General features: G+C 71.0%; 15 protein-coding genes. 5 read left to right on the forward strand and 10 right to left on the reverse strand.

Annotation, left to right across the window (positions count from 1 at the left end; genetic code table 11):
- The first annotated feature begins 45 nt into the window (after positions 1-45).
- A complete protein-coding gene (locus AB0G16_RS03320) occupies positions 46-1,779 on the forward strand; it encodes a DUF262 domain-containing protein (protein ID WP_362797865.1) in 1,734 nt (577 codons plus the stop codon).
- Complete coding sequence (locus tag AB0G16_RS03325) at positions 1,766-3,013, forward strand: HipA domain-containing protein (protein WP_362797867.1); 1,248 nt, start codon at positions 1,766-1,768, stop codon at positions 3,011-3,013. The genes AB0G16_RS03320 and AB0G16_RS03325 overlap by 14 nt, the downstream gene beginning before the upstream one ends.
- A 123-nt stretch (positions 3,014-3,136) precedes the next feature.
- On the opposite strand, the gene AB0G16_RS03330 is transcribed toward AB0G16_RS03325, so the two are convergent.
- From AB0G16_RS03330 to AB0G16_RS03365, 8 genes are all read right to left on the reverse strand, one after another.
- Complete coding sequence (locus AB0G16_RS03330) at positions 3,137-3,445, reverse strand: helix-turn-helix domain-containing protein (protein WP_362797869.1); 309 nt, start codon at positions 3,443-3,445, stop codon at positions 3,137-3,139.
- 86 nt (positions 3,446-3,531) lie between these two features.
- On the reverse strand, positions 3,532-3,987 hold the full coding sequence (locus AB0G16_RS03335; RefSeq protein ID WP_362797871.1) for an Hsp20/alpha crystallin family protein: 456 nt from the start codon (positions 3,985-3,987) through the stop codon (positions 3,532-3,534).
- A gap of 267 nt (positions 3,988-4,254) precedes the next feature.
- Positions 4,255-5,121, reverse strand: a complete 867-nt coding sequence (locus AB0G16_RS03340) for an aldo/keto reductase (protein ID WP_362797873.1) — start codon at positions 5,119-5,121, stop codon at positions 4,255-4,257.
- Between the two features lie 209 nt (positions 5,122-5,330).
- Entirely contained in the window at positions 5,331-8,258 is a 2,928-nt protein-coding gene (locus AB0G16_RS03345; protein WP_362797875.1) for a glycoside hydrolase family 3 C-terminal domain-containing protein, read from the reverse strand.
- A 113-nt stretch (positions 8,259-8,371) separates the two neighbouring features.
- A complete protein-coding gene (locus AB0G16_RS03350) occupies positions 8,372-9,187 on the reverse strand; it encodes a carbohydrate ABC transporter permease (RefSeq protein WP_362797877.1) in 816 nt (271 codons plus the stop codon).
- Positions 9,184-10,062: a sugar ABC transporter permease gene (locus AB0G16_RS03355; RefSeq protein ID WP_362797879.1), complete on the reverse strand. Its 879-nt coding sequence runs from the start codon at positions 10,060-10,062 to the stop codon at positions 9,184-9,186. Before AB0G16_RS03355 ends, AB0G16_RS03350 begins: the two co-directional genes overlap by 4 nt.
- 153 nt (positions 10,063-10,215) lie before the next feature.
- Complete coding sequence (locus AB0G16_RS03360; RefSeq protein WP_362797881.1) at positions 10,216-11,520, reverse strand: extracellular solute-binding protein; 1,305 nt, start codon at positions 11,518-11,520, stop codon at positions 10,216-10,218.
- Positions 11,521-11,530: 10 nt separating this feature from the next.
- Positions 11,531-13,819: a TIM-barrel domain-containing protein gene (locus AB0G16_RS03365; RefSeq protein WP_362797883.1), complete on the reverse strand. Its 2,289-nt coding sequence runs from the start codon at positions 13,817-13,819 to the stop codon at positions 11,531-11,533.
- A gap of 134 nt (positions 13,820-13,953) precedes the next feature.
- On the opposite strand from AB0G16_RS03365, the gene AB0G16_RS03370 reads away from it, so the two are divergent.
- A complete protein-coding gene (locus AB0G16_RS03370; RefSeq protein ID WP_362797885.1) occupies positions 13,954-15,939 on the forward strand; it encodes a beta-galactosidase in 1,986 nt (661 codons plus the stop codon).
- 251 nt (positions 15,940-16,190) lie between these two features.
- On the forward strand, positions 16,191-16,679 hold the full coding sequence (locus AB0G16_RS03375; RefSeq protein WP_362797887.1) for an NUDIX hydrolase: 489 nt from the start codon (positions 16,191-16,193) through the stop codon (positions 16,677-16,679).
- A 239-nt stretch (positions 16,680-16,918) separates the two neighbouring features.
- Here the strand turns inward: AB0G16_RS03375 and AB0G16_RS03380 are convergent, their stop codons facing one another.
- On the reverse strand, positions 16,919-17,428 hold the full coding sequence (locus tag AB0G16_RS03380) for a hypothetical protein (protein WP_362797889.1): 510 nt from the start codon (positions 17,426-17,428) through the stop codon (positions 16,919-16,921).
- A 272-nt stretch (positions 17,429-17,700) separates the two neighbouring features.
- Here AB0G16_RS03380 and AB0G16_RS03385 point away from each other — a divergent pair, with 272 nt between their 5' ends.
- Complete coding sequence (locus AB0G16_RS03385; protein ID WP_362797891.1) at positions 17,701-18,897, forward strand: pentapeptide repeat-containing protein; 1,197 nt, start codon at positions 17,701-17,703, stop codon at positions 18,895-18,897.
- A 58-nt stretch (positions 18,898-18,955) separates the two neighbouring features.
- Here the strand turns inward: AB0G16_RS03385 and AB0G16_RS03390 are convergent, their stop codons facing one another.
- On the reverse strand, positions 18,956-20,350 hold the full coding sequence (locus tag AB0G16_RS03390; protein ID WP_362797893.1) for an NAD(P)H-quinone dehydrogenase: 1,395 nt from the start codon (positions 20,348-20,350) through the stop codon (positions 18,956-18,958).
- Between the last annotated feature and the right edge of the window lie 123 nt (positions 20,351-20,473).

The raw sequence follows: 20,473 nt of genomic DNA on the forward strand, positions 1-20,473 counted from the left end.
ACAGCGATCTTCGCGAGCATGGTGATCCCGACGACAGGAGCCGCGATGAGCACCGGGCTGGACACCCGCCCCAGCGCCACGACGTACGACGTGGAGAAGCTGGTCGGCATGATCTGGCGCGGCCAGATCCGGGTGCCCCACTTCCAGCGCGACTTCCGGTGGGGGCGTGAGGACGTCATCCGGCTCTTCGACAGCATCGTCAGGGGCTACCCGGTGGGCAGCCTCCTGCTGTGGCTGCGACCCGCCGCGAAGCAGGTGCTCACGCTCGGCGCCCTGAAAATCGAGGCCCCCAGCCTGGACCAGTCACTGTGGGTCGTGGACGGCCAGCAGAGGATCATCAGCTTGGCCAACGCCCTGCACGAGGACGGCGCCCGCGATCCACGCTTCGCGCTCTCCTACGACCTCGGGGAGGAACGGTTCGTCCCCCGCACCGCGGTCGAGGACCCGTACGTCATCCCGCTGCCCGTTCTGTTCGATCTCCGCGGGGTGCTGCGCTGGTTCGCCGTCCACAATGAGGTTTCCGCCGACCTGCAGGACCGGGCGTTCGGCCTGACCACGATCCTGCGGCAGTACCCCGTGCCCGCCTACCAGGTGGAGCAGGAGAACGCCGAGGTCCTCCAGGACATCTTCGATCGGATGAACAACTACGGGAAGCGCCTCAGCAAGGCGGAGATCTTCTCCGCGCTCTTCGCGGGTGAGGAGTCGGAACAGGACAGGACCCTCACCATCGACGTGATCGCCGCGCACGTGGACGAGCGCTTCGGCTTCGGCCGGATCGACAGTGACACGGTCCTGCGGGCGATCCTCGCCAGGCGAGGCCCCAACCCGGAGCGGGAGATCCGGACGGAGTTCGACGACGAGAACCGCAGGGAAACGGTGGAGTTTCCCCGTGAGGACCGTGACACGGCCTTCCAGGCGGGAGAGGAGGCCCTCGGACGGGCGATCAGCTTCCTGCAGAACGACGCGGGGGTCCCCCATTTCAGTCTGCTCGCCTACCGCTACCTTCTGATCGCGCTCACTCGGGTGTTCGGCCACTTTCCCGATCCGGATCCCGCCAACCGGAGACTGCTGCGCCGCTGGTACTGGCGGGCGGCGTTGTTCGGCCCGGAGATCTTCAAGGGCAGCAGCACCGGGGCGAGCCGGGCGCTCTGCGCCAAGATCCAGCCGAACGACCTCACAGGATCGATCCAGAACCTCCTGAACGCCCTGGAGCGCCCGGTGCCACCTCCGCCGGAGCTCCGCAGGTTCAGGACGAACGAGGCGACCGCAAAGATCACCTTGTGCTCCTGGTGGGCCCTGGAACCACGTGACCCCGGCACGGGAGAACCGAACGAGCGTGCCCGGCTCGCCGAGTGCCTCACCGACCGGCCCACCGCCGCCGACGCGGTCCGCTACCTCGTTCCCTCCGGCCTGGTGCCCGACAAGTACCGGTTGTGGGCCGCCAACCGCCTCCTGCTGCCGTTCATGGAGCAGGAGGAGGGCAAGGTCGTCGGCGCCGTTCTGGCGCATCCGCCGCTCACCATGGACGAGGGGACCTGGTCCCGGGTCCTCGACTCGCACCTGATCACTCCGGAGACGGCCGCGCTGCTGCGCGACGGTCACGTCGCCGCCTTCCTGCGGGCGCGTCAGGAGCGGCTGGTCTCCGAGTTGCAGACCTTCCTGCAGCGCATGTGCGAATGGGGATTCGAGAACACGCCTCCGCTCGGCGAACTGCTGCTCGAAGACCTCCCCGACGACGAGCGAGCTCTTCCCGACGAGGAGTCCCATGGCGCCGGTTGAGTCGCGTCATGCCGTCATGCTGGGTGACGACCGCGCCGGAACGCTGCATCAGAGGGGAGACCACACCCGGCTCGTGTTCTCGGAGGACTACCTCCTCGACCCCGCCCGGGCGATCCTCGGGCTTGATTTCGAGCAGAACCTGACCGGCAGGCACTCCGCCGCGCTCCGTCTTCCCCCGTGGTTCTCCAACCTTCTCCCCGAGGGGGTGCTCCGCGACTGGATCGCGACCGACCGGAACGTCTCCGCCGACCGGGAGATGGAGTTGCTCGCCCAGGTCGGCCACGACCTCCCCGGAGCGGTCCGGGTGCTTCCCTGCGACGACGAGAACCATATCCTCGACGACTCCGGCTGGGGTTCCGACGACGGAAGGGAGCAGCGCACGCGGAACGACTCGCATCCCGAGATGCGCTTCTCCCTCGCGGGCGTGGCCCTGAAGTTCTCGATGCTCGCCGAGGGGGACCGGCTCACCCTCCCGGCCTTCGGCCAGGGAGGGGACTGGATCGTCAAGCTCCCCGACCGGACCTACGCGGACGTGCCCCGCAACGAGTACGCGATGATGTCGCTGGCCGCCGCCGCGGGCATCGACGTACCCGAGGTACGTCTCTTCCATCGCGATGAGCTGGACACCCTGCCGTCTCGGGCTTGGCCCGGCGAGGAGGTCATGGCGTACGCCGTGCGCCGCTTCGACCGGGACGACCGGCGCCGGGCCGTCCACATCGAGGATCTCGCCCAGGTGCGCGGCGTGTACCCGAACGAGAAGTACCTGGGCAACTACGAGACGGTGGCCGCGCTGGTCCATCGCCGCCACGACATAGTGGCCCTTCGGGAGTTCGCCCGGCGGCTCGCGTTCACGGTGCTGATCTCCAACGGGGACGCGCACCTGAAGAACTGGTCCCTCATCTACCGTGACCCGCGCGTTCCGACCCTCTCCCCCGCGTACGACCTCGTCTGCACGAGTGCGTACATGGGAGACGGGGAGACCCTGGGTATGAAGTTCGCGGGCTCACGGCGTTTCGACGCGGTCAACGTCCGCACCTTCGAACGGCTGGAGCGGCGCCTCCACGCGGAGGACGCGGGACTGGGCGACGTGGTCACGGATCTGGTCGATCGCGTGCGCTCGGCGTGGCCCTCCTGCGCGAACCTTCTCTCGGAGGCGCCGCGGATTCGTGAAGCCGTGGCCAACAGCATCGAGGAGCGCAGCCGGACGCTGCTCTCCTCCAGGGCAGGTAGCTGAACCGGTCGTCACACGCCCGCCGGGGGAGGTCCCCGGATACCGGCGGCGCGTTCCCCGGTCGTTCCTCCCGGACCGGACCCGCCGACGGCCCTGGGAGGGCCCGGCGTGGGGCCGGGCCCGGGGTCAGCTCTCCGAACGGGCCCGGCGCTCCCTGGCCAGTTCCTCCTCCAGCTCGCGGACCTGCTCCTGGAGAGCGAAGATCCGGCGGACCGCGGCGAGCGTCATGCCCTCGCCGACCAGTTGGATGGCGTCCTGGAGATCACCGATCTCGTGGCGGGTGTAGCGGCGCTGGCCGCCGGTGGAACGGGCCGGGCGGACCACGTCGTGCTCGTCGAGACGGCGCAGGAAGGCCTGCTCGACGTTGAGCATGTCGGCGACCTGGCCGACCGAGTACAGGGGGGTGTGCTCGTCGTCGAAGGGCAGGCGGGCCATCACGGTTCCTCTCTCGAAACGCGGAAGGGTGGGGCCGGAGACCCGGCCGTCCACCCTGTCCGGTTCCACGTTCAGGCCCGGCACCCTCAGGACTTGATCGACCTCTGCTCGGACCCGTTCTCGGCCTTGTGGATCTCGACCTTGCGGGGCTTGGCCCGCTCGATCACCGGGATGCGCACCGCCAGCACCCCGTTGGAGTAGGCCGCGTCGACCTTGTCGGCGTCGAGGTGCTCGGAGAGGTAGACGCGCCGGGTGAAGGTGCCCATCGGACGCTCGCGGACGAACAGGCGGTCGTCCTCGCCGTACTCCTCCTCGCGACCGGCGCTCACGGTGAGCACGCCCCGGTCGACGGTCACCTCGATGGAGTCGGGGTCGATGCCGGGCAGGTCGAACCTGAGCAGGACGTCGTCCTTGCGGCGGACCCCGTCGAGCGGCATGGCCCCGCGCGCGGCGGCGTCGGCTCCGCCGAAGGCCTGGCGGGCGAGCCGGTCGAAGCGGCGGTCGAACTCCTGCACGAACGGGTCGATCGACGTAAGCAGCATCGGTAACCACCTCCGGTGAAACTAGCAGGTATCCTCAAGCCTGCCTTCTCGGAAACTTGTTACTTCAGTTATAGCTTTCCGACAGACGAAGTTGCAAGCTGTCTCAGCAAGATTTTTAAAGAACCCTCCGAGGCCATCGGCAGGAACGGTCTCCGCCCGGGGCGGGAGAAGGCGGGCCGCATGCCGTGACCGGGGCGGGACGAGACGAGACGACCCGCCCGGTTCACCGGGGAGCCGGGCGGGTCGCGGGAGGTCGCGGGGCCGTGGTCAGGCCGCCTTGGACAGGGCCTCGAACTGCTCGTCGGTCAGCGTGACGGTGGCGGCGGTGACGTTGTCCTCCAGGTGCGCGACCGTCGAGGTGCCCGGGATGGGGAGCATCACCGGCGACCTGCGCAGCAGCCAGGCCAGCGCGAGCTGCGAGGGCGTGGCGCCGTGCTCGGCGGCGGCGGCGGCGAGCGGGCCGCCCTCCTTTGCCAGGCTGCCGGTCGCCAGCGGGAACCACGGGATGAAGGCGATGTCGTTGGCCTCGGAGTACTCCAGCAGCGGCTCGGCGTCGCGGTGCGCGAGGTTGTAGAGGTTCTGCACCGAGACGATCCTCGCGGACCTCCCCGCCTCCTCGACGTCCTCGACACCGACCTCGCTGAGGCCGATGTGGCGGATCTTGCCCTCCTGCTGCAGGAGGGCGAGCTCCCCGACCTGGTCGGCGACGGGCACCGCCGGGTCGATGCGGTGGAGCTGGAACAGGTCGATCCGCTCGACGCCGAGGTGGCGCAGGCTCAGCTCGGCCTGCTGGCGCAGGTACTCGGGGCGGCCGAGCGGGCGCCATTCCCCCGGCCCCTGACGGGTGAACCCCGCCTTGGTCGCGATGACCAGGTCGTCGGGATAGGGGTGCAGCGCCTTCCTGATGAGCCGCTCGGCCACGAACGGGCCGTAGGAGTCGGCGGTGTCGATCAGGTTCACCCCCAGCTCGACGGCGCGGCGCAGGACCCGCACGGCCTCCTCGGGGTCGCGCGGCTCCCCCCACACCCCCTCCCCGGTGAGCTGCATGCTCCCGTAGCCCAGGCGGTTGACGACGAGGTCGCCTCCGATGGCGAACGTGCCGGATGCCTCGGCGGGACGGGTCGTGGTCGTCATGGTCGTCCTTCCGGAGTCGGGCCGAACGTGTGGATCACGATGATCCGGCACGTTCTCCACCGGATCATCGTGATCCACGACATCCCGTACGGGATCTCGCGCCCCCCTTACCCCTGAGACCGGCGGTCATCCGGGCTCCCGGGCGCGTGCGGGGCCCGTTCCCTCGCCGCGGACGGGAGAACGGGCCCCGCACGAGGACGTGCCGCCGCTCAGCGGGTGAGGGTCACGTCCCTCACCCGCAGGCCGCCCCCGAAGACCAGGTAGACGTCCTGCCTGCCCCGCACGCCCCGTAGGGGGGCCTGCGCGGTGGCCCAGGAGTACACGCCGCCGGTGGCGGCCACCGGCACGGTCCCGGCGAGGGGGCCGGTCGGCGAGCCGAGACGGACCTCGACCGAGGAGGCGGCGCCGGCCGCGACCCCGAGCCGGACGCCGGTGACCCCGGAGCCGGAGTCCACGTCCTCGAAGGAGATCCACTCCCCCGCCGAGGCGCCGACCGCGTCACCGCGCACCTTGGTCTCGTCGACCAGTTCGACGCCCGCGTAGTCGTCGAAGTCGGCGGCGCGGGTGACGCGGGTGAGATCGCGGGCGCCGATGCGCTCGCCCGTCACCCGCACGGTCGCCCGCTGCCGGATCCTCTCCGACGACGAGCCGACCAGCACGTCGTGGGTGGAGGTCTCCACCGCGAAGCGGCCCCGCGTCACGTCCCACAGGGCCAGGTCGGCGGTCCTGAGGGGGAACGTCACCGTCTTCGTCTGCCCGGGGGCCAGGTGCACCCGCCGGAAGCCGCGGAGCTGCCTGACGGGCTGCTCCACCCGGGAGGTGTGCTGGCGGGTGTAGAGCTGCACGACCTCGTCGCCGGCCCGGGTGCCGGTGTTGGTCACCCGGACGCTCACCTCGTGCCCGTCGCCCTTGGCGACCGTCCTGAGGCCCTGGTAGCCGAAGGTGGTGTAGCTCAGGCCGTGGCCGAAGGCGTACAGCGGATCGGCCTTGGAGTACAGGTAGGTCGCGCCGGTCTTGACGATGTCGTAGTCGAGGATGTCGGGCAGGGGCGTGCCCTCCTTCGGCCAGGTCTGGGTGAGCCGCCCGGCCGGGTTGGTGTCGCCGTAGAGCACGTCGGCCAGGGCGTGGCCGGTCTCGGCGCCCGCGTGGGTGGTCCACAGGATCGCCGGGACCTTCCGCTGGAGGGCGTCGATCGTGGTCGGGTAGCTGTTCTCCAGGATCACGACCGTGTTCGGGTTGGCCGCGTGGACCGCCTCGACGAGCGCGCGCTGGCCCTCGGCGAGGCCGAGGCCGGTCCGGTCGTGGTCCTCGCGGCCGTTGATGAACGGCATGCTGCCGACCACGACCACCGCGACGTCGGCCTTCCTCGCCGCCGCGACGGCCTCGTCGACGCCGCTGCGCACGGTCTCGGTCTCGAAGCGGGTGGCGTCCGCGGCGACGGTCAGCGAGAGCGTGCCGTCGGCGGCGGCCTTGACGTAGACGTTCGGGCCGAACCAGTCCTGGGCGGTCTCGTACCCGGCGTAGCGCAGCAGCGTCGTGCCGTCGGCCTGGGCCTCCAGCTTGAACTGCTCCTGCACGAACCAGCCGGTGGGCTGCTCCTGGTTGTTGACCAGGGTGGACCAGTTCGCCCGGCTGACGTACTTCCCGTTGGCGACGCTGCGCAGGGTGACGACGCCCTGGCCCCAGTCGAAGACGTCGAACTGCTCGGTGGCCCCGGCCGTGGTGGACGAGAGCCTCAGGTCGGCGCCCGCGCCGGTGCCCGCGGTGAGGTACCTGCCGCCGGACTTCAGGGCGATCCGGTCGACGCCCTCGGCCGAGAGGGTGCCCGCGGCCCGCTCCCCGATGCCGTCGAGCGGGGTGACGCGGTACGGCAGCGAGCCCGAGTACCAGTCGGTGTAGAGGGTGTCGGCCAGCGGGCCGACCACCGCGACCTTCTCGCCGGGGGAGATCGGCAGCGTCGCGGAGGAGTTCTTCAGCAGCACCGCCGCGCCGGCGGCGGTCTCACGGGCCAGCGCGCGGTGCGCCGGGCTGTCGACCACCGCCTTGGTGATCCTCCCGTACGGCCCCCCGTCCGGGTCGAACTCGCCGAGCCGGAACCGGATGTGCAGGATGTCGCGGACGGCCTCGTCGATGTCGGCCTCGGTGAGCAGGCCCCGCGCGAGCGCCTCGCCGACCGCGGCCGCCGTCGGCGCCCCGTCGGTGTTGTCGACGGTGAAGCTCGACACCCCGGCCTTGACGATGGCGGCGGCGGCCTCGGCGCGGGTGGCGAAGTAGGCCTGGGAGCCGACGAGGTTGTTCGGGCCCCCGGCGTCGGAGACGTTGAACAGCCGCCGGTCGCTCCAGGTGTCGACCGTGGAGGTGAGGTCGGTGACCGTGGCGGGCCGCCCGTTGACGAGGTTGTAGGCCGTCATGACGCCGGTGGCCGCCCCGGCCTTCAGCGCCGTCCTGAACGCCGGGATCTCGTACTCGTTGAGCACGCGCGGGCGCAGGCCGGAGGAGGTCGTGTCACGGCGGATCTCGTTGTTGTTGGCCATGAAGTGCTTGAGCACCGGCGCCGCCCGCAGGTGGTCGGGGTCGTCGCCCTGGATGCCCGAGCCGTACGCGGTGGAGATCGCGCCGGTGAGCAGCGGGTCCTCGGAGTAGCCCTCCTCGTTGCGTCCCCAGCGGGGGTCGCGGAGCAGGTTGACCACGGGCGCCCAGAGCTGCAGGCCCCACACCCGGGGGTTCTCCGAGTGGTAGCCCCTGGCCTCCTCGCCGACGGCCGTGCCGACCTTCTTGATCAGGGCGGGGTCCCAGGTGCTGGCCAGGCCGACGGCCTGCGGGAAGACCGTGCCCTTGGCGGTCACCACGTTGCCGCCGTTGTCGATGTCGGTGGACCAGGCGACGCCGTGCAGCGCCTCGGTGCCGGTCTTGAACAGCCCGATGCCGAGCCGTTCCACGGCCGGCTGGTACTGGTGCAGCCAGGAGATCTTCTCTGCGCGGGTCAGGCGGCCGAGCAGGTCGTCGACGCGCTGGGACAGCGGGAGCGAGGGGTCGCGGAAGGGGTGTTCGTCGTCGGCGTGGGCGGGTGCAGCGCACAACCCCAGGGTCAGGGCCGCCGCGGCGAGGGCCGCGACGGCCTTGGTCGGCAGGGACATTTCGCCTCCAGGTCAGGGGGAGTCGAAGGAGGGCTCTTACGGGTCGAAGAGGGCTCGTACACGGGCCGGAGACGGGTCGGAGACGGGTCCTGACCCGCGACGTGACCGCGGGCTCACTTGACGGCGCCCACGGTCACGCCGCGGGTCAGGGTCCGCTGGAAGATGAGGAAGAAGACGACGGCCGGGAGGATGCCGAGCAGCGCCGAGGCGCTGGACATCGTCGCGTCCATCATCTTGTCCCCCTGCAGGACGCCCAGCGCGACCGGGACGGTCTGGTTCTCGTTGGAGATGAGGAAGATCAACGGCAGGAAGAACTCGTTCCAGGTCCAGATGAAGAAGAAGACGAGCAGCACGCTCAGCGTCGGTGAGCTGATCGGCACGACGACCCGCCACAGCGTCCGCCACTTGCCCGCCCCGTCCAGGGCCGCGGCCTCCAGGATCTCGCGCGGGAAGCGGCCGAGCACCGAGGAGAGCAGGTAGGTGCCGAACGCGCTCTGGATCACCGTGAAGATGATGATCACCCCGAGCCGGGTGTCGTACAGGCCGGCCTGCTTGGACAGGTAGTACAGCGGGTAGACCAGCGCCTCCTGCGGGAGCGTGTTGGCCACCAGGAACAGCACCAGGATCCACATCCTGCCGCGCACCCTGCCGATGCCGATCGCGTACGCGTTGAACACCGACAGCACGGTGGCGAGCACGGCCACCGAGCCGCTGATCAGCAGGCTGTTCCAGAGCTTGCCGCCGAAGTCGACGCGCTTCCAGAACTCGACGATCCCGTCGAGGTAGAGCGATCCGGGCAGGCTCAGCGGGCCGCCCGCGGAGTAGTCGGCCGGGGACTTCACCGCGTTGAGCGTGACGATGGCGAACGGCACCAGCATCACGACCGCCAGCACGACCAGCGCGGCCAGGACCGAGTATTTCCGGATCATGCTTCCCTGTCCTGAACCCGGAGGAACAACACCGTCACCACGATGATCACCAGGGTGAGCACGGTGGCGATCGCCGAGCCGTATCCGACGTTGGCCTTCTCGAAGAAGTTCTGGTAGCTGAAGTAGGAGGGCACCAGCGTGGCCCCGCCGGGGCCGCCCCTGGTCAGCACGAAGATCGGCCCGAAGACCTTGAGGGCGGCGATCGTGCAGGTCAGCAGGACCACGTAGATCTCCGGCCGGATCTGCGGGATCGTAATGTGCCAGAACCGCCGCCCCCACGACGCGCCGTCCATCTCCGCGGCCTCGTACAGCGCGGGGTCCACCCGCTGCAGCCCGGCCATGAAGATGACCACCGGGTAGCCGATCTGGAACCACACCATGATGGCCATGACGCTCGGCAGCGCCCAGTCGGGGTCGCCGAGCCAGTTCCTCGGCTCCATGCCCAGCAGGGCGAGGAACTCGTTCAGCGCCCCGAAGCGCGGGTGCATGATCCAGCCCCAGACGATGCCGGCGATCGCGACCGGCAGCACCTGCGGCAGGTAGTACGCGGCCCGCAGCGCCCCGGCCGTGCGGGGGCCGAACCTCCTTCCCACATGGTCGAAGAGCGTCGCCGCCAGGACCAGCCCGACGAGCGTCGGGACGATGGCCATCGCGACGATCAGCGCGACGTTGTTGCGGAAGGAGGTCCAGAACCGCGCGTCGGCCAGCAGCCGGGAGTAGTTGTCCAGCCCGATCCACCGGGGATCGCCGATCCCCTGCCACCGGGTGAAGCCGATCCCGACGTTCATCAGGAACGGCACCGCGATGACCGCGGTGAACAGCAGGGCGCTGGGCAGCAGGAACACCCAGTACCCGCGGTCACGAGACCTCGGCATCCGGAGGTCTCCTCTCTGTGTCTCCACGCGCACGGATCTCCGTGCGCGGCCGGGCCGGGCCGCGCGGTGCGGTGCGGTGCGGTGCGGTGCGGTGCGGTCGAGGGTGATCAGGGACGGTCGGGCGCGCTCAGGGGCGGCCGGGGAGGGCCGGGGTCAGTTGCCGAGGTCGGCGAGGTTCTCCTCGTACGGCGCGGCGAGCTCGTCCAGCACCTCGGCGGAGGACTTGGACCCGTTGACGAGGTTCTGCAGCCCGGACACGAGCACGTCGTAGTAGCCGGGCGCCGGCCAGTCGGGGTAGAACGCCAGCCGGTCGGAGGACGAGAGCGTGTTGAAGTTCTCGATCAGCTCCTTGCTCTTGGCGTCGGTGATCGCCGCGGTGTCGGCCGCCACCGGGATGCCGCCGGAGTTGCCCAGCAGGTTCTGGATCTCCTTCTTCATCGTGATGTCGATGAAGTCGTAGGCGAGGTCCTTGTTCTTGGCGTTCTCGGGGACGACCCAGACGTTGCCGCTGGACCCGGCGCTCATCGTGTCGCCCGGCCACAGGAACGAGCCCCACTCGAAGTCCTTGACGTCGCTGACGAAACGGCCGTACCACCAGCTGCCGGAGATCAGGATCGGGTACTTGCCGCCGATGAACGACACGCCCATGTCCTCGGCCTTGACCGCGGCGGAGTCCTTGCCGATGTAGCCCTTCTTCACCCAGTCGGCGAAGGTGTCGGCCGCGTAGGTGAACTCCGGCCCCTTGAAGTCGACCTTGCCCTTGTAGAGCTGGAAGGCGTCCACCCAGGGCCGCTGCGCCTTGCTCAGCGCGAGCTGGTAGAAGATGTGCTGCGCCGGGTACTCGGCGCCGCCCATCGCGATGGGGGTGGTGCCCTTCTTGGCGAACGTGTCGAGGACCTCGGTGAACTCCTCGAACGTGGTGGGCACCTCGACGCCCGCCTTCTCGAAGGCGTCCTTGTTGTAGTAGACCATCACGTACTCGGCGTAGTTCGGGACGCCGAACCACTTGCCCGAGCCCATGACGCCGCGCTCGTCGTACCTCGCGGTCGTCTGGAGCGAGGGGCTGAGCAGCTTGTCCCAGCCGCGCCTGGTCACCTCGGGGGTGAGGTCGGTGAGCAGCCCCTGCTTGGACAGCAGCCCGGCGGTGGCGTTGCCCTTGTTGTACTCCATCACGTCCGGGGCCTCGTCCGAGTTGAGGATCATGCCCGCGGACTGGCGGATCTGCTCGAACGCCTTCTCCTCGAACTTCACCGTCACGCCGGGGTGGGAGGCCTCGAACTGCTTGACGGCCTCGGTCCAGGCCTTGCCCATCGCGCTGTCGGCGGCCTCGTAGTGCCAGAGCTTCAGGACGCGGGGGCCGTCGGCGGCGGGTTTCTCCGCCGCGGGCTCGGTGCCGCCGCAGGCGGCCAGCGCCACGACCGCCGCCACGACGGCGATACCCGCTCTCAGGTTGAGCATGGTTCTTCTCCTAGGTGGTGGTGATGACGACCGGGACGTCGGTCCCCACGAATTCGACGCCCGCGATCCGCGCGCTCCCCGAGACGGTCACCCGCAGGCCCTCCCCGTCCGGGACGGAGACGATCACGGTGTCCCCGTCGAGGTCGGAGACGGTGGTACGGCTCTCCGTGACGCCGTACACGACCAGGGTGATCTCCCCGAACGGCCCGTCGCCGACGGCTCCCCGCGGGTCGGCCAGGACGGGGATGATCGCGCCGTGCCGCACGTACAGCGGGACGCGGTCCAGCGGCGTGGCGGCCGTGACGTAGCGGCCGCCGATCAGGACGTCGCCGGTCCAGTGGTCGACCCACTCGCCCTCGGGCAGGTAGACCTTCCTGACCTGCTCGGGAGAGGTCATCGGCGCCACCAGCAGGTCACGGCCGAGCAGGTACTCCAGGTCGGCCTGCCAGGCCACCGGGTCGCCGGGGTGGTCGACGCACAGCGCCCGCATCATCGGCGCCCCGGTCCTGGCGGCCTCCACGGCCGCGCTGTAGATGTAGGGCATGAGCCGGTAGCGCAGCCTCAGCGCCTCCACGGCCTCGGCCTCGACCTCGGGGAACTCCCACGGCTCCCGGCTGGTGGTGCCGTGCAGGCGCAGCAGCGGGGACAGGGCGCCGAACTGGGTCCAGCGGACGTACAGGTCGTCGGTGGGGCGGCCGGTGAAGCCTCCGGCGTCGTGGCTCCAGAACGGGATGCCCGACAGGCCGTGCGCCAGCCCGCCGCGCAGCGTGCTGGCCATCGCCGGGTAGCTGGTGTAGGTGTCGCCGCTCCACTGCGCCGCGTGCCGCTGCCCGCCCAGGTACGACGAGCGTGCCCAGACCATGCCGTGCCCGGTGACCTCGCGGGTCACCTCCGAGACGACGTCGTTGAACAGCAGCGTGTAGACGTTGTGCAGGTCGGTGCCGGACATGCCGTTGGCCGCCACGGCGTCGTGCGGCACGCCCTCGGCGAAGTCGGTCTTGAAGACCTGCACGCCCTGCTCCAGCAGCGGGCGGAGCAGCCCCTTGAACCACTCGACGGCGGCGGGCGAGGTGAAGTCGACGATGCCGCAGGCCGGGTAGGAGCCGTGCCAGCAGTCCGCGACGTAGACCTCCCCGTCCGGCCTCCTGAGGAAGTACCCGTTCTCGGCGGCGCCGGCGAAGGCCGGGCTGAGGTGGGAGACGTAGGGGTTCATCCACAGGCAGACCTTGAAGCCCATGGCGTCCAGCTCGGCCAGCATGCCCGCGGGGTCGGGGAAGCCGTCGGCGTCCCAGCGCAGGTCCGACCAGTGGCCGTCGGTCTGCCAGTAGGTGTCCAGGTGCAGCACGTCGCACGGGATGCCGCGCTCGCGGATCGTGCGCGCCCGCTTCATCACCCGCTCCTGGGTGTCGACGAAGAACCCCGAGGAGATCCAGGTGCCGAACGCCCACTTGGGCGGGAGCTGCGGCGCGCAGGTCAGCAGGTCGAACCGGCCGAGCACCTCCGGCGGGGTGGGCCCGGCGATCACGTAGTAGTCGATGAGGTCGTCCGGCACCACGATCTGCACGCAGCTGTGCGTGCTCTGGCACACGTCGAACTCCACCGGCGCCCCGCTGTCCACCAGCACGCCGTAGCCCTTGCTGGACAGGTAGAACGGCACGTTCTTGTACGCCCGCTGCGACTCGGCGCCGAACGCGTCGAAGTTCCACATCAGGGGGCGCTGGCCGCGCTTGTCGAGCCGGGTGAACGACTCGCCGAACCCGGTGAACGCCTCGTCGGCCCCGGCCACGAAACTCTCGTGGTACCCGGCCACCTCGCCGCCCGAGGCCGAGCGGCCGAACGGCAGCGTGCGCAGCCGGCCGCTGATGTCGGTGTGCCCCCGGTCCTGCTCCAGCAGCGGCGCCCCGCTCGCGTCGGTGAACCTCAGGTGCCAGGGCGACAAGGTGATCTCCGCGCGGAGCGAGCCCGCGTCGAGCAGGATCGTCCCGTCCCGGTTCTCCACCCGGGCACCGGCGAACTCGCCCGGCGTGACCATGGAGATCGCCGGGGCCGACCGGGTCCGCGCGTCCGCGTCCTGGCCGAGCCTGACCCGGATCACGCCCTCGCCCGCCACACCCACCTGGACCAGGAGCGTCTCCTCGGCGGTGGTCACCGCCTTCAGGATCACCCCGGCCTCGTCGGAGGCCACCGGCTCCGCCGAGATCAGCGCCGACAGTCCCTCCTCGCCGTGCGAGCGGACGGGCAGCTCCGGCGGATCCGCGACGAAGTACTCGTGCGCGATCAACGGGGGACGGTAGGGCATGGGAACTCCAGAGCTCGACGTGCGGCTGCCGAATTAGTTTTACGTCCAAACCAACAAACGTCAATGGGACCTTGAGCCGGGCCGTCTCCCGGTGGATAATTAGTTTGTTTGCCATCCAAAACAGAGGAGCACTCGTGGACTGGCCTGGACGGACCGGCGGGCTGTACTACGGCGGGGACTACAACCCCGAGCAGTGGCCCGAGGAGGTCTGGGAGGAGGACGTCGCGCTGATGCGGCGGGCCGGGGTCAACCTGGTCAGCGTCGGCGTGTTCTCCTGGGCCCGGCTGGAACCCCTGCCCGGGGTCCACGACTTCGGCTGGCTGGACCGCGTCCTCGACCTGCTGCACGAGGGCGGGATCGCCGTCAACCTCGCCACCCCGACCGCCTCGCCGCCGCCCTGGTTCGGCCTGGCCCACCCCGACGCCCTCACCGTCACCGCCGACGGCACCCGGCTCACCCACGGCAGCCGCGACACCTACTGCGTACACGCCCCCGCCTACCGGGACGCCTGCCTGCGGATCGCCGACGCCCTCGCCGAGCGCTACTTCGACCACCCCGCGCTGGCCATGTGGCACGTGCACAACGAGTACGGCACCACGTGCCACTGCGACCACGCCGCCGACGCCTTCCGGGTCTGGCTGCGGGAGCGGTACGGCACCCTCAAGGCGCTGAACGAGGCCTGGACCACCTCGTTCTGGAGCCAGCACTACTCGGCCTGGGAGCAGATCGCCCCGCCCCGCGCCACCCGGTACCTGCCCAACCCCTCCCAGACGCTCGACTTCCGGCGGTTCGTCTCCGACGCGATGCTCGACCACTTCCGCGACCAGAAGGCCGTGCTGCGCGACATCACCCCGGACGTGCCGGTCACCACGAACTTCGTCCTCGGCGACTGGGTGCCGGTGAACCAGCGGCACTGGGCCGACGAGGTCGACGTGGTCGCGATCGACCACTACCCCTCGGACGACCCGCCCGCCGAGACCGCGTTCGCCGCCGACCTGGCCCGGGGCTGGGCCGCCGGGAAACCCTGGCTGCTGATGGAACAGGCCGTGGTCACCTACACCGGCACCCGGATGCTCGCCAAACGCCCCGGGGAGATCACCCGGCTGAGCCTGTCGCACGTGGCCCGGGGAGCGCGGGGGGCGATGTTCTTCCAGTGGCGGGCCTCGCGGGGCGGCGCCGAGCTCTGGCACGGGGGCATGGTGCCGCACGCCGGACCCGACTCACGGATCTTCGAGGAGATCTGCGAGCTGGGCGAGCTCCTGCCGACCCTGGTGGAGGCCTGCGAGGCCCCCGTCGAGACCGGGGCGGCGATCCTGGTGGACGTCGAGGCGAACTGGGCGCTCCAGGCGCCCGGCCTGCCGTCGGCCGAGCTCACCTACACCGACGCCGTGCGCCAGGCCCACCGGGTGCTCTACCGGCACGGCGTCACCGCCGACCTGGTACACCCCTCGGCCGACCTTTCGGCGTACCCGCTCGTGCTCGTCCCGGCCCTGTACCTGATCTCCGACGCCGACGCCGACAACCTGCGCCGCTACGTCGCCGACGGCGGCACGCTCGTGGTGTCCTACCTCAGCGGCGTCGCCGACGAGTACGCCCGCGTCCGCCTCGGCGGCTACCCCGGCGCCCTGCGCGACCTCCTCGGCATCAGGGTCGAGGAGTTCCACCCCCTCCCGCCCGACGTCACCCTCACCCTGTCGGCCCCGGACGCCCCGCCGGCCACGGACGACCACACGGCGGCCTTTCCCCGCCCTGACGGGGAGACCGCCACGTTCTGGAGCGAGCACGTCCACCTCGAAGGCGCCGAGGCCCTGGCCGTCTACACCGGCCCGCACGCCTCCGGCACCCCCCTCGACGGCCGGCCCGCGATCACCCGCCACTCCCACGGCTCCGGCACGGCCACGTACGTCTCCACCCGCCTGTCCGACGACGCCTACGCCCGCCTGCTGGACCTGACCCCGGCCCCGGTGGAACTCGTCCGGCGCGGCGACTGGTTCTTCGCCGTCAACCACGGCGACGAGGACCAGAAGGTCGAGGGCGTCCACCTCCCCCCGGGCGGCTTCGCCGTACGCACACACGACCACCTGGACCGCGATCGTTCCACCCCTCGCCCCCACGAGTAACACTGACTCCTGCGGGAGCCTGAGCCAGGAGATCGATCCCGCAGCCCAGAACCGCCCGGAGGGCCGTTCACAACACTTCGCGATCCAGTGCGATCCTCACCGCCCCCGGAGGGACGGTGCCGGCGCTGACGTCCGCACCAAGGCCATCGGGGACTTCCTCGTGGTGATCCTCACCCCCCGGAGAGACGCTGCCACCCACGGGCGACGTGTCGGGCAGGGAGTTCTTGACCATCAACGCTCACCATGGACGCATGGACGAAGCCTTGGCCCGGGACGTGCAGGGGAACGCGCTGACGGCGTTCCTGCCGGCCGCGCGCGTTGTCGGCGTGCCGGACGACGCGCCGATGCCCGCCGCCCTGGTCGCGGTCTGGTGCGGCCGGCACCTGCTGCTGGTCTTCGACCGCTTCCGCGGGGAGTGGGAACTACCCGGCGGCAGGATCGATCCCGGCGAGACACCTCTCCAGGCCGCCGTGCGGGAGCTCCACGAGGAGAGCGGCCTGCTCCTGCCCACCCTCACCCTCTCCGGATACGCGCGCCTCCGGCTCGTCGGCCCCCCACGCGACGAGTACGCCGCGATCTACACCGCTCACGTCCCCGCCCTCCACCACGCCTTCACCCCCACCCAGGAGATCGGCGCCATCCGCTGGTGGGACACCGCCGACGCCCCACCGGGCGACGTCCAGGTCATCGACGTGGCCGTGGCACGACGAACCGACCCGCGACAGCACGCGAACGGCTGACGCACCACGGCAGGACGTCGTACGAGGTACGAGGACCGAAGCGGCGCGGCCGGTCCGGAGACCCTCGTCCGCCGCCGTTCGGCTCCGCTCCTCCCCCGCGGGTCGGTACGCGGGGCGCCGGCACGATCCCGCCGGACCGGCCGGGGGATCCGCCTGATCGGCCGGACCGGCGTCGCCGCCGTCGATCACCGCCGCGGCCCCCCGCCCCCGGTCACCGGGTCTCACCCCGTGAGAACGCGTCAGCCCTGGACGAGCTGGACGCCGAGCGTGGGCAGCAGCACGACCTTGAGGCATTCGGCCGCGATGTAGAGCAGGTGGTGGCGCGAGCGCGGCGGGTTCCCGCCCTCGATGATCTGCCGGGCGCGACGGTCGAGGCGAGGCCGCAGCACCGCCACCTGGACGACCAGCAGCACCCACAGGGCGATCAGCACGGTCGTCGCGGTGTCGCCCAGGGCGAGGCCGCGCGTGCCGGCCGTACCGCCCGTACCGGCCCTACCGCCCATGAGCAGTGCCAGGGTGAGGACGGCGGCCAGGACGAGTTCCGCGATGTTGAGCGCCCGGAAGACCAGCCGGCCGATGCCGAGCCCGAGCGGCACGGTGACGCCGGGCGCGCGGAACTTCAGCGGCGCCTCCAGGAACGAGATCGCCAGCACCATCCCCAGCCAGAGGAACGGAACGGCGACCTGCGCCACGACGGCGAGAGAGGTGTTCACGGCCGGCCCCCGGATCGAACGACTGGTCTCGGTCATACGGATCGTAGAGGTCGTCGTCGACGCGGCGGTCCACGGCCTCGCGGCGCCCCCGGTCGCCCTGGCGCGGCATGCCGCGCCGGGAGATCCGGTGGGAACGGCCGGGCTCAGGAGTGCCCACCCGCCGCGCCGTCTCCGCGATCCGGCTCTGCGGCACGCGGCTCCGCGACCCCGGACTCCGGTGGGCAGAGCCCGGAAAACGATGCAAGCGGTCGTCTAGCGGGATGCAATGATCCGCTGACACCATCGGGACTGCTTTGAAGGAGGCTCCCGTGCGTCGTTCCATCCCCCTGGCTCTCATCGTCGCGACTTTCGCGCTGTCGGGGACAGTCATCTCTCCCGCCCAGGCCGTGACCGGGCCGTGCAGGCCCGGCGAGGGCGTCAGCCTGCGCGGCAGGAACCTCACCGAGGGTGCCCGGCTTCCGGCGAACCTGCGCTGCGCCGACCTGACCAAGGCGAAGCTGGACGGGGTGGACCTGACCCAGAAGGACCTCACCGGCGCGATCCTGCGCGGCGCCTCGCTCAAGCAGGCCGACCTCACCCAGGCCACGCTGAAGTACGCGGACATGCGGGGGGCCGACCTCACCGAGGCCGACCTGGGGCAGATGCACGCCGACCACGCCGACCTGCGGGACGCGATCCTGGTAGACGCCGAGGCGGGGCAGGCCTACTTCCCGCACGCGGACCTGACCAGGGCGGCCCTGACCAGGGCCGAACTCACCCAGGTGGACTTCACCAACGCCAAGCTGATCGACGCCGATCTCGAGGAGAGCACCCCCGGCCAGATCAAGGCGCGCAAGGCCGACTTCACCAGGGCCAAGCTGCACGAGGCCAAGATGGGTCAGGCGAACCTGCGCAACGCCACGCTCAGGGACGCCGACCTGAGGGAGGTCACCTTCACCCAGGCCGAGCTGGACGGCGCCGACTTCACCGGCGCCCTGGTCGAGGGCGCGTCCTTCATCCAGGCCGACGACGCCGACCTCACCGGCTCCAAGGGCACCCCGACGGGTCTGGACCCCTCGACACCGGTCACGGTCCCCGACCTCGGCATCTTCGGGGGCGACCCGACGGAGTCCCCGTCGGCCCGCCCGGCCCGGGGCGGCGGCGCGTCGGTGGGCCTGGTCATGGTCGTGATCAGCGCGGTGGGCCTGGCGCTGACCGTGGTGGCCTGGGGGATCAGCGCCCAGGGGCGTACCCGGCGGGCCCAGCGGTTCGCCCGGATGCGCCACGGCGCCGAGGAGGACATCACCCGGCTGGGCGAGGAGATCGACCAGCTCGACTACGAGTTCCAGCTCGGCGCGCACGGCGGGATGACCGCGGACCGCGACTGGCGGCACGCCCTGGACGCGTACGAGGCCGCCAAGCAGGCCCTGGTGATCGCCCGGCGCGAGGAGGAGCTGCGCTTCGTGGCCCAGGCGGTCCAGGACGGCAGGAACGCGCTGAACCGCCTCCGGCCCCGGGTCCACTGACGCCCGCACCCTCCCCCGCGCCGGCCGGAAGGTCCGCCGGGGGCAGGGGCCGGAGCGGTCAGATGCCGCTGGGGGTCGTCGGCTGCATGAGGCGGCGGGCCGCCTCGGTGACGGAGCCGGACAGGGAGGGGTAGACCGCGAAGGTGTGGGCGATCTGGTCGACGGTCAGCCGCTGCTGCACGGCCACCGACACCGCGAGGATCAGCTCCGAGGCGCGGGGGGCGACCACGACGCCGCCGAGGATGATGCCGGTGTGCGGGCGGCAGAACAGCTTCACGAACCCGTCGTTGAAGCCCTGCATCTTGGCGCGGGCGTTGGTCGCCAGCGGCAGCTTGACGATGTTGGCCTCGATCTCCCCGGCGCGGACCGCCTTCTCGGCGACGCCCACGGCGGCGATCTCGGGGTCGGTGAAGATGGCGGAGGCCACGGTGGCCAGGCGGAGCGGCTGCACGGCCTCGCCCAGCGCGTGCCAGACGGCGATGCGGCCCTGCATGGCGGCGACCGAGGCGAGCATCAGCACCCCGGTGCAGTCCCCGGCCGCGTAGACGCCGGGCGCGGAGGTGCGGGAGACCTTGTCCACCTGGACGAACCCGCCGGGGCCGAGGGTGACCCCGGCCTCCTCCAGGCCGATGCCCGCGGTGTTGGGGACCATGCCGACCGTCATCAGGCAGTGGGTGCCCTCGGCGGTGCGGCCGTCCTCCAGCGTGACGACCACGCCGTCGGCGGTGCGCTTGACGGACTCGGCGCGGGAGCGGCCCATGACGTTCATGCCGCGGCGGCGGTAGACCTCCTCGAGGACCTCGGCGGCGTCGGCGTCCTCGTTGGGCATCATGCGGTCGCGGGAGGAGACGAGGGTGACCTCCGAGCCCAGCGAGCGGTAGGCGCCCGCGAACTCCGCGCCGGTGACGCCGGAGCCGACCACGATGAGGTGCTCGGGCAACTCCTCCAGGTCGTACAGCTCCCGCCAGGTGAGGATGCGCTCGCCGTCGGGCTCGGCGCCGGGCAGGATGCGCGGGGTCGCGCCGGTCGCCACGATGACGACGTCCGCCCGGATCGTCCGGTCCCCGGCCCTGACGACCTGCGGGTCGACCAGCCGTCCGGGGGCGGTGACCACCTCGACGCCCTCGGCGGCCAGCCGGGCGGCGATGTCGGCGGACTGCGCGCGGGCGAGCTCCTTGACGCGCCTGTTGACCAGGGGCATGTCGGCGATCACGCCGCCGACGTCGCCGTCGGGGCCGCCGGTGTAGTGCACCCCGAGCATGCTGGCGTCCAGGAGCGCCTGCTTGCGCACGGAGGTGGCGATCAGCGTCTTGGACGGCACGCAGTCGGTGAGCACGCACGCCCCGCCGGGGCCGTCCTGCTCGACCACGGTGACCCGCGCCCCCAGTTGGGCGGCGACCAGCGCCGCCTCGTACCCGCCGGGACCGCCACCGATGATCACTATCCTCGTCACATGTCCCATTCTCCCGCATGACGGGAGCGCCCCTCGCTCCGCGTCCCGTCGAATCTCGGAAACCCCCGAAATCCCCGCGATCCACCGGCTTGTCGGCGTGCCTCACGCGGCGGGTGATCGTCC

This window comes from Streptosporangium sp. NPDC023615 (assembly GCF_040640155.1).
Classification (GTDB): domain Bacteria; phylum Actinomycetota; class Actinomycetes; order Streptosporangiales; family Streptosporangiaceae; genus Streptosporangium.

What these genes read in the sequence shown, in the direction of transcription:
- AB0G16_RS03380 (WP_362797889.1), bottom strand. Translation starts at nt 17,428, where the DNA reads ATGACCGAGACCAGTCGTTCGATCCGGGGGCCGGCCGTGAACACCTCT.
- AB0G16_RS03350 (WP_362797877.1), bottom strand. Translation starts at nt 9,187, where the DNA reads ATGATCCGGAAATACTCGGTCCTGGCCGCGCTGGTCGTGCTGGCGGTC.
- AB0G16_RS03360 (WP_362797881.1), bottom strand. Translation starts at nt 11,520, where the DNA reads ATGCTCAACCTGAGAGCGGGTATCGCCGTCGTGGCGGCGGTCGTGGCG.
- AB0G16_RS03320 (WP_362797865.1), top strand. Translation starts at nt 46, where the DNA reads ATGAGCACCGGGCTGGACACCCGCCCCAGCGCCACGACGTACGACGTG.
- AB0G16_RS03345 (WP_362797875.1), bottom strand. Translation starts at nt 8,258, where the DNA reads ATGTCCCTGCCGACCAAGGCCGTCGCGGCCCTCGCCGCGGCGGCCCTG.
- AB0G16_RS03335 (WP_362797871.1), bottom strand. Translation starts at nt 3,987, where the DNA reads ATGCTGCTTACGTCGATCGACCCGTTCGTGCAGGAGTTCGACCGCCGC.
- AB0G16_RS03325 (WP_362797867.1), top strand. Translation starts at nt 1,766, where the DNA reads ATGGCGCCGGTTGAGTCGCGTCATGCCGTCATGCTGGGTGACGACCGC.
- AB0G16_RS03330 (WP_362797869.1), bottom strand. Translation starts at nt 3,445, where the DNA reads ATGGCCCGCCTGCCCTTCGACGACGAGCACACCCCCCTGTACTCGGTC.
- AB0G16_RS03340 (WP_362797873.1), bottom strand. Translation starts at nt 5,121, where the DNA reads ATGACGACCACGACCCGTCCCGCCGAGGCATCCGGCACGTTCGCCATC.
- AB0G16_RS03365 (WP_362797883.1), bottom strand. Translation starts at nt 13,819, where the DNA reads ATGCCCTACCGTCCCCCGTTGATCGCGCACGAGTACTTCGTCGCGGAT.
- AB0G16_RS03375 (WP_362797887.1), top strand. Translation starts at nt 16,191, where the DNA reads ATGGACGAAGCCTTGGCCCGGGACGTGCAGGGGAACGCGCTGACGGCG.
- AB0G16_RS03355 (WP_362797879.1), bottom strand. Translation starts at nt 10,062, where the DNA reads ATGCCGAGGTCTCGTGACCGCGGGTACTGGGTGTTCCTGCTGCCCAGC.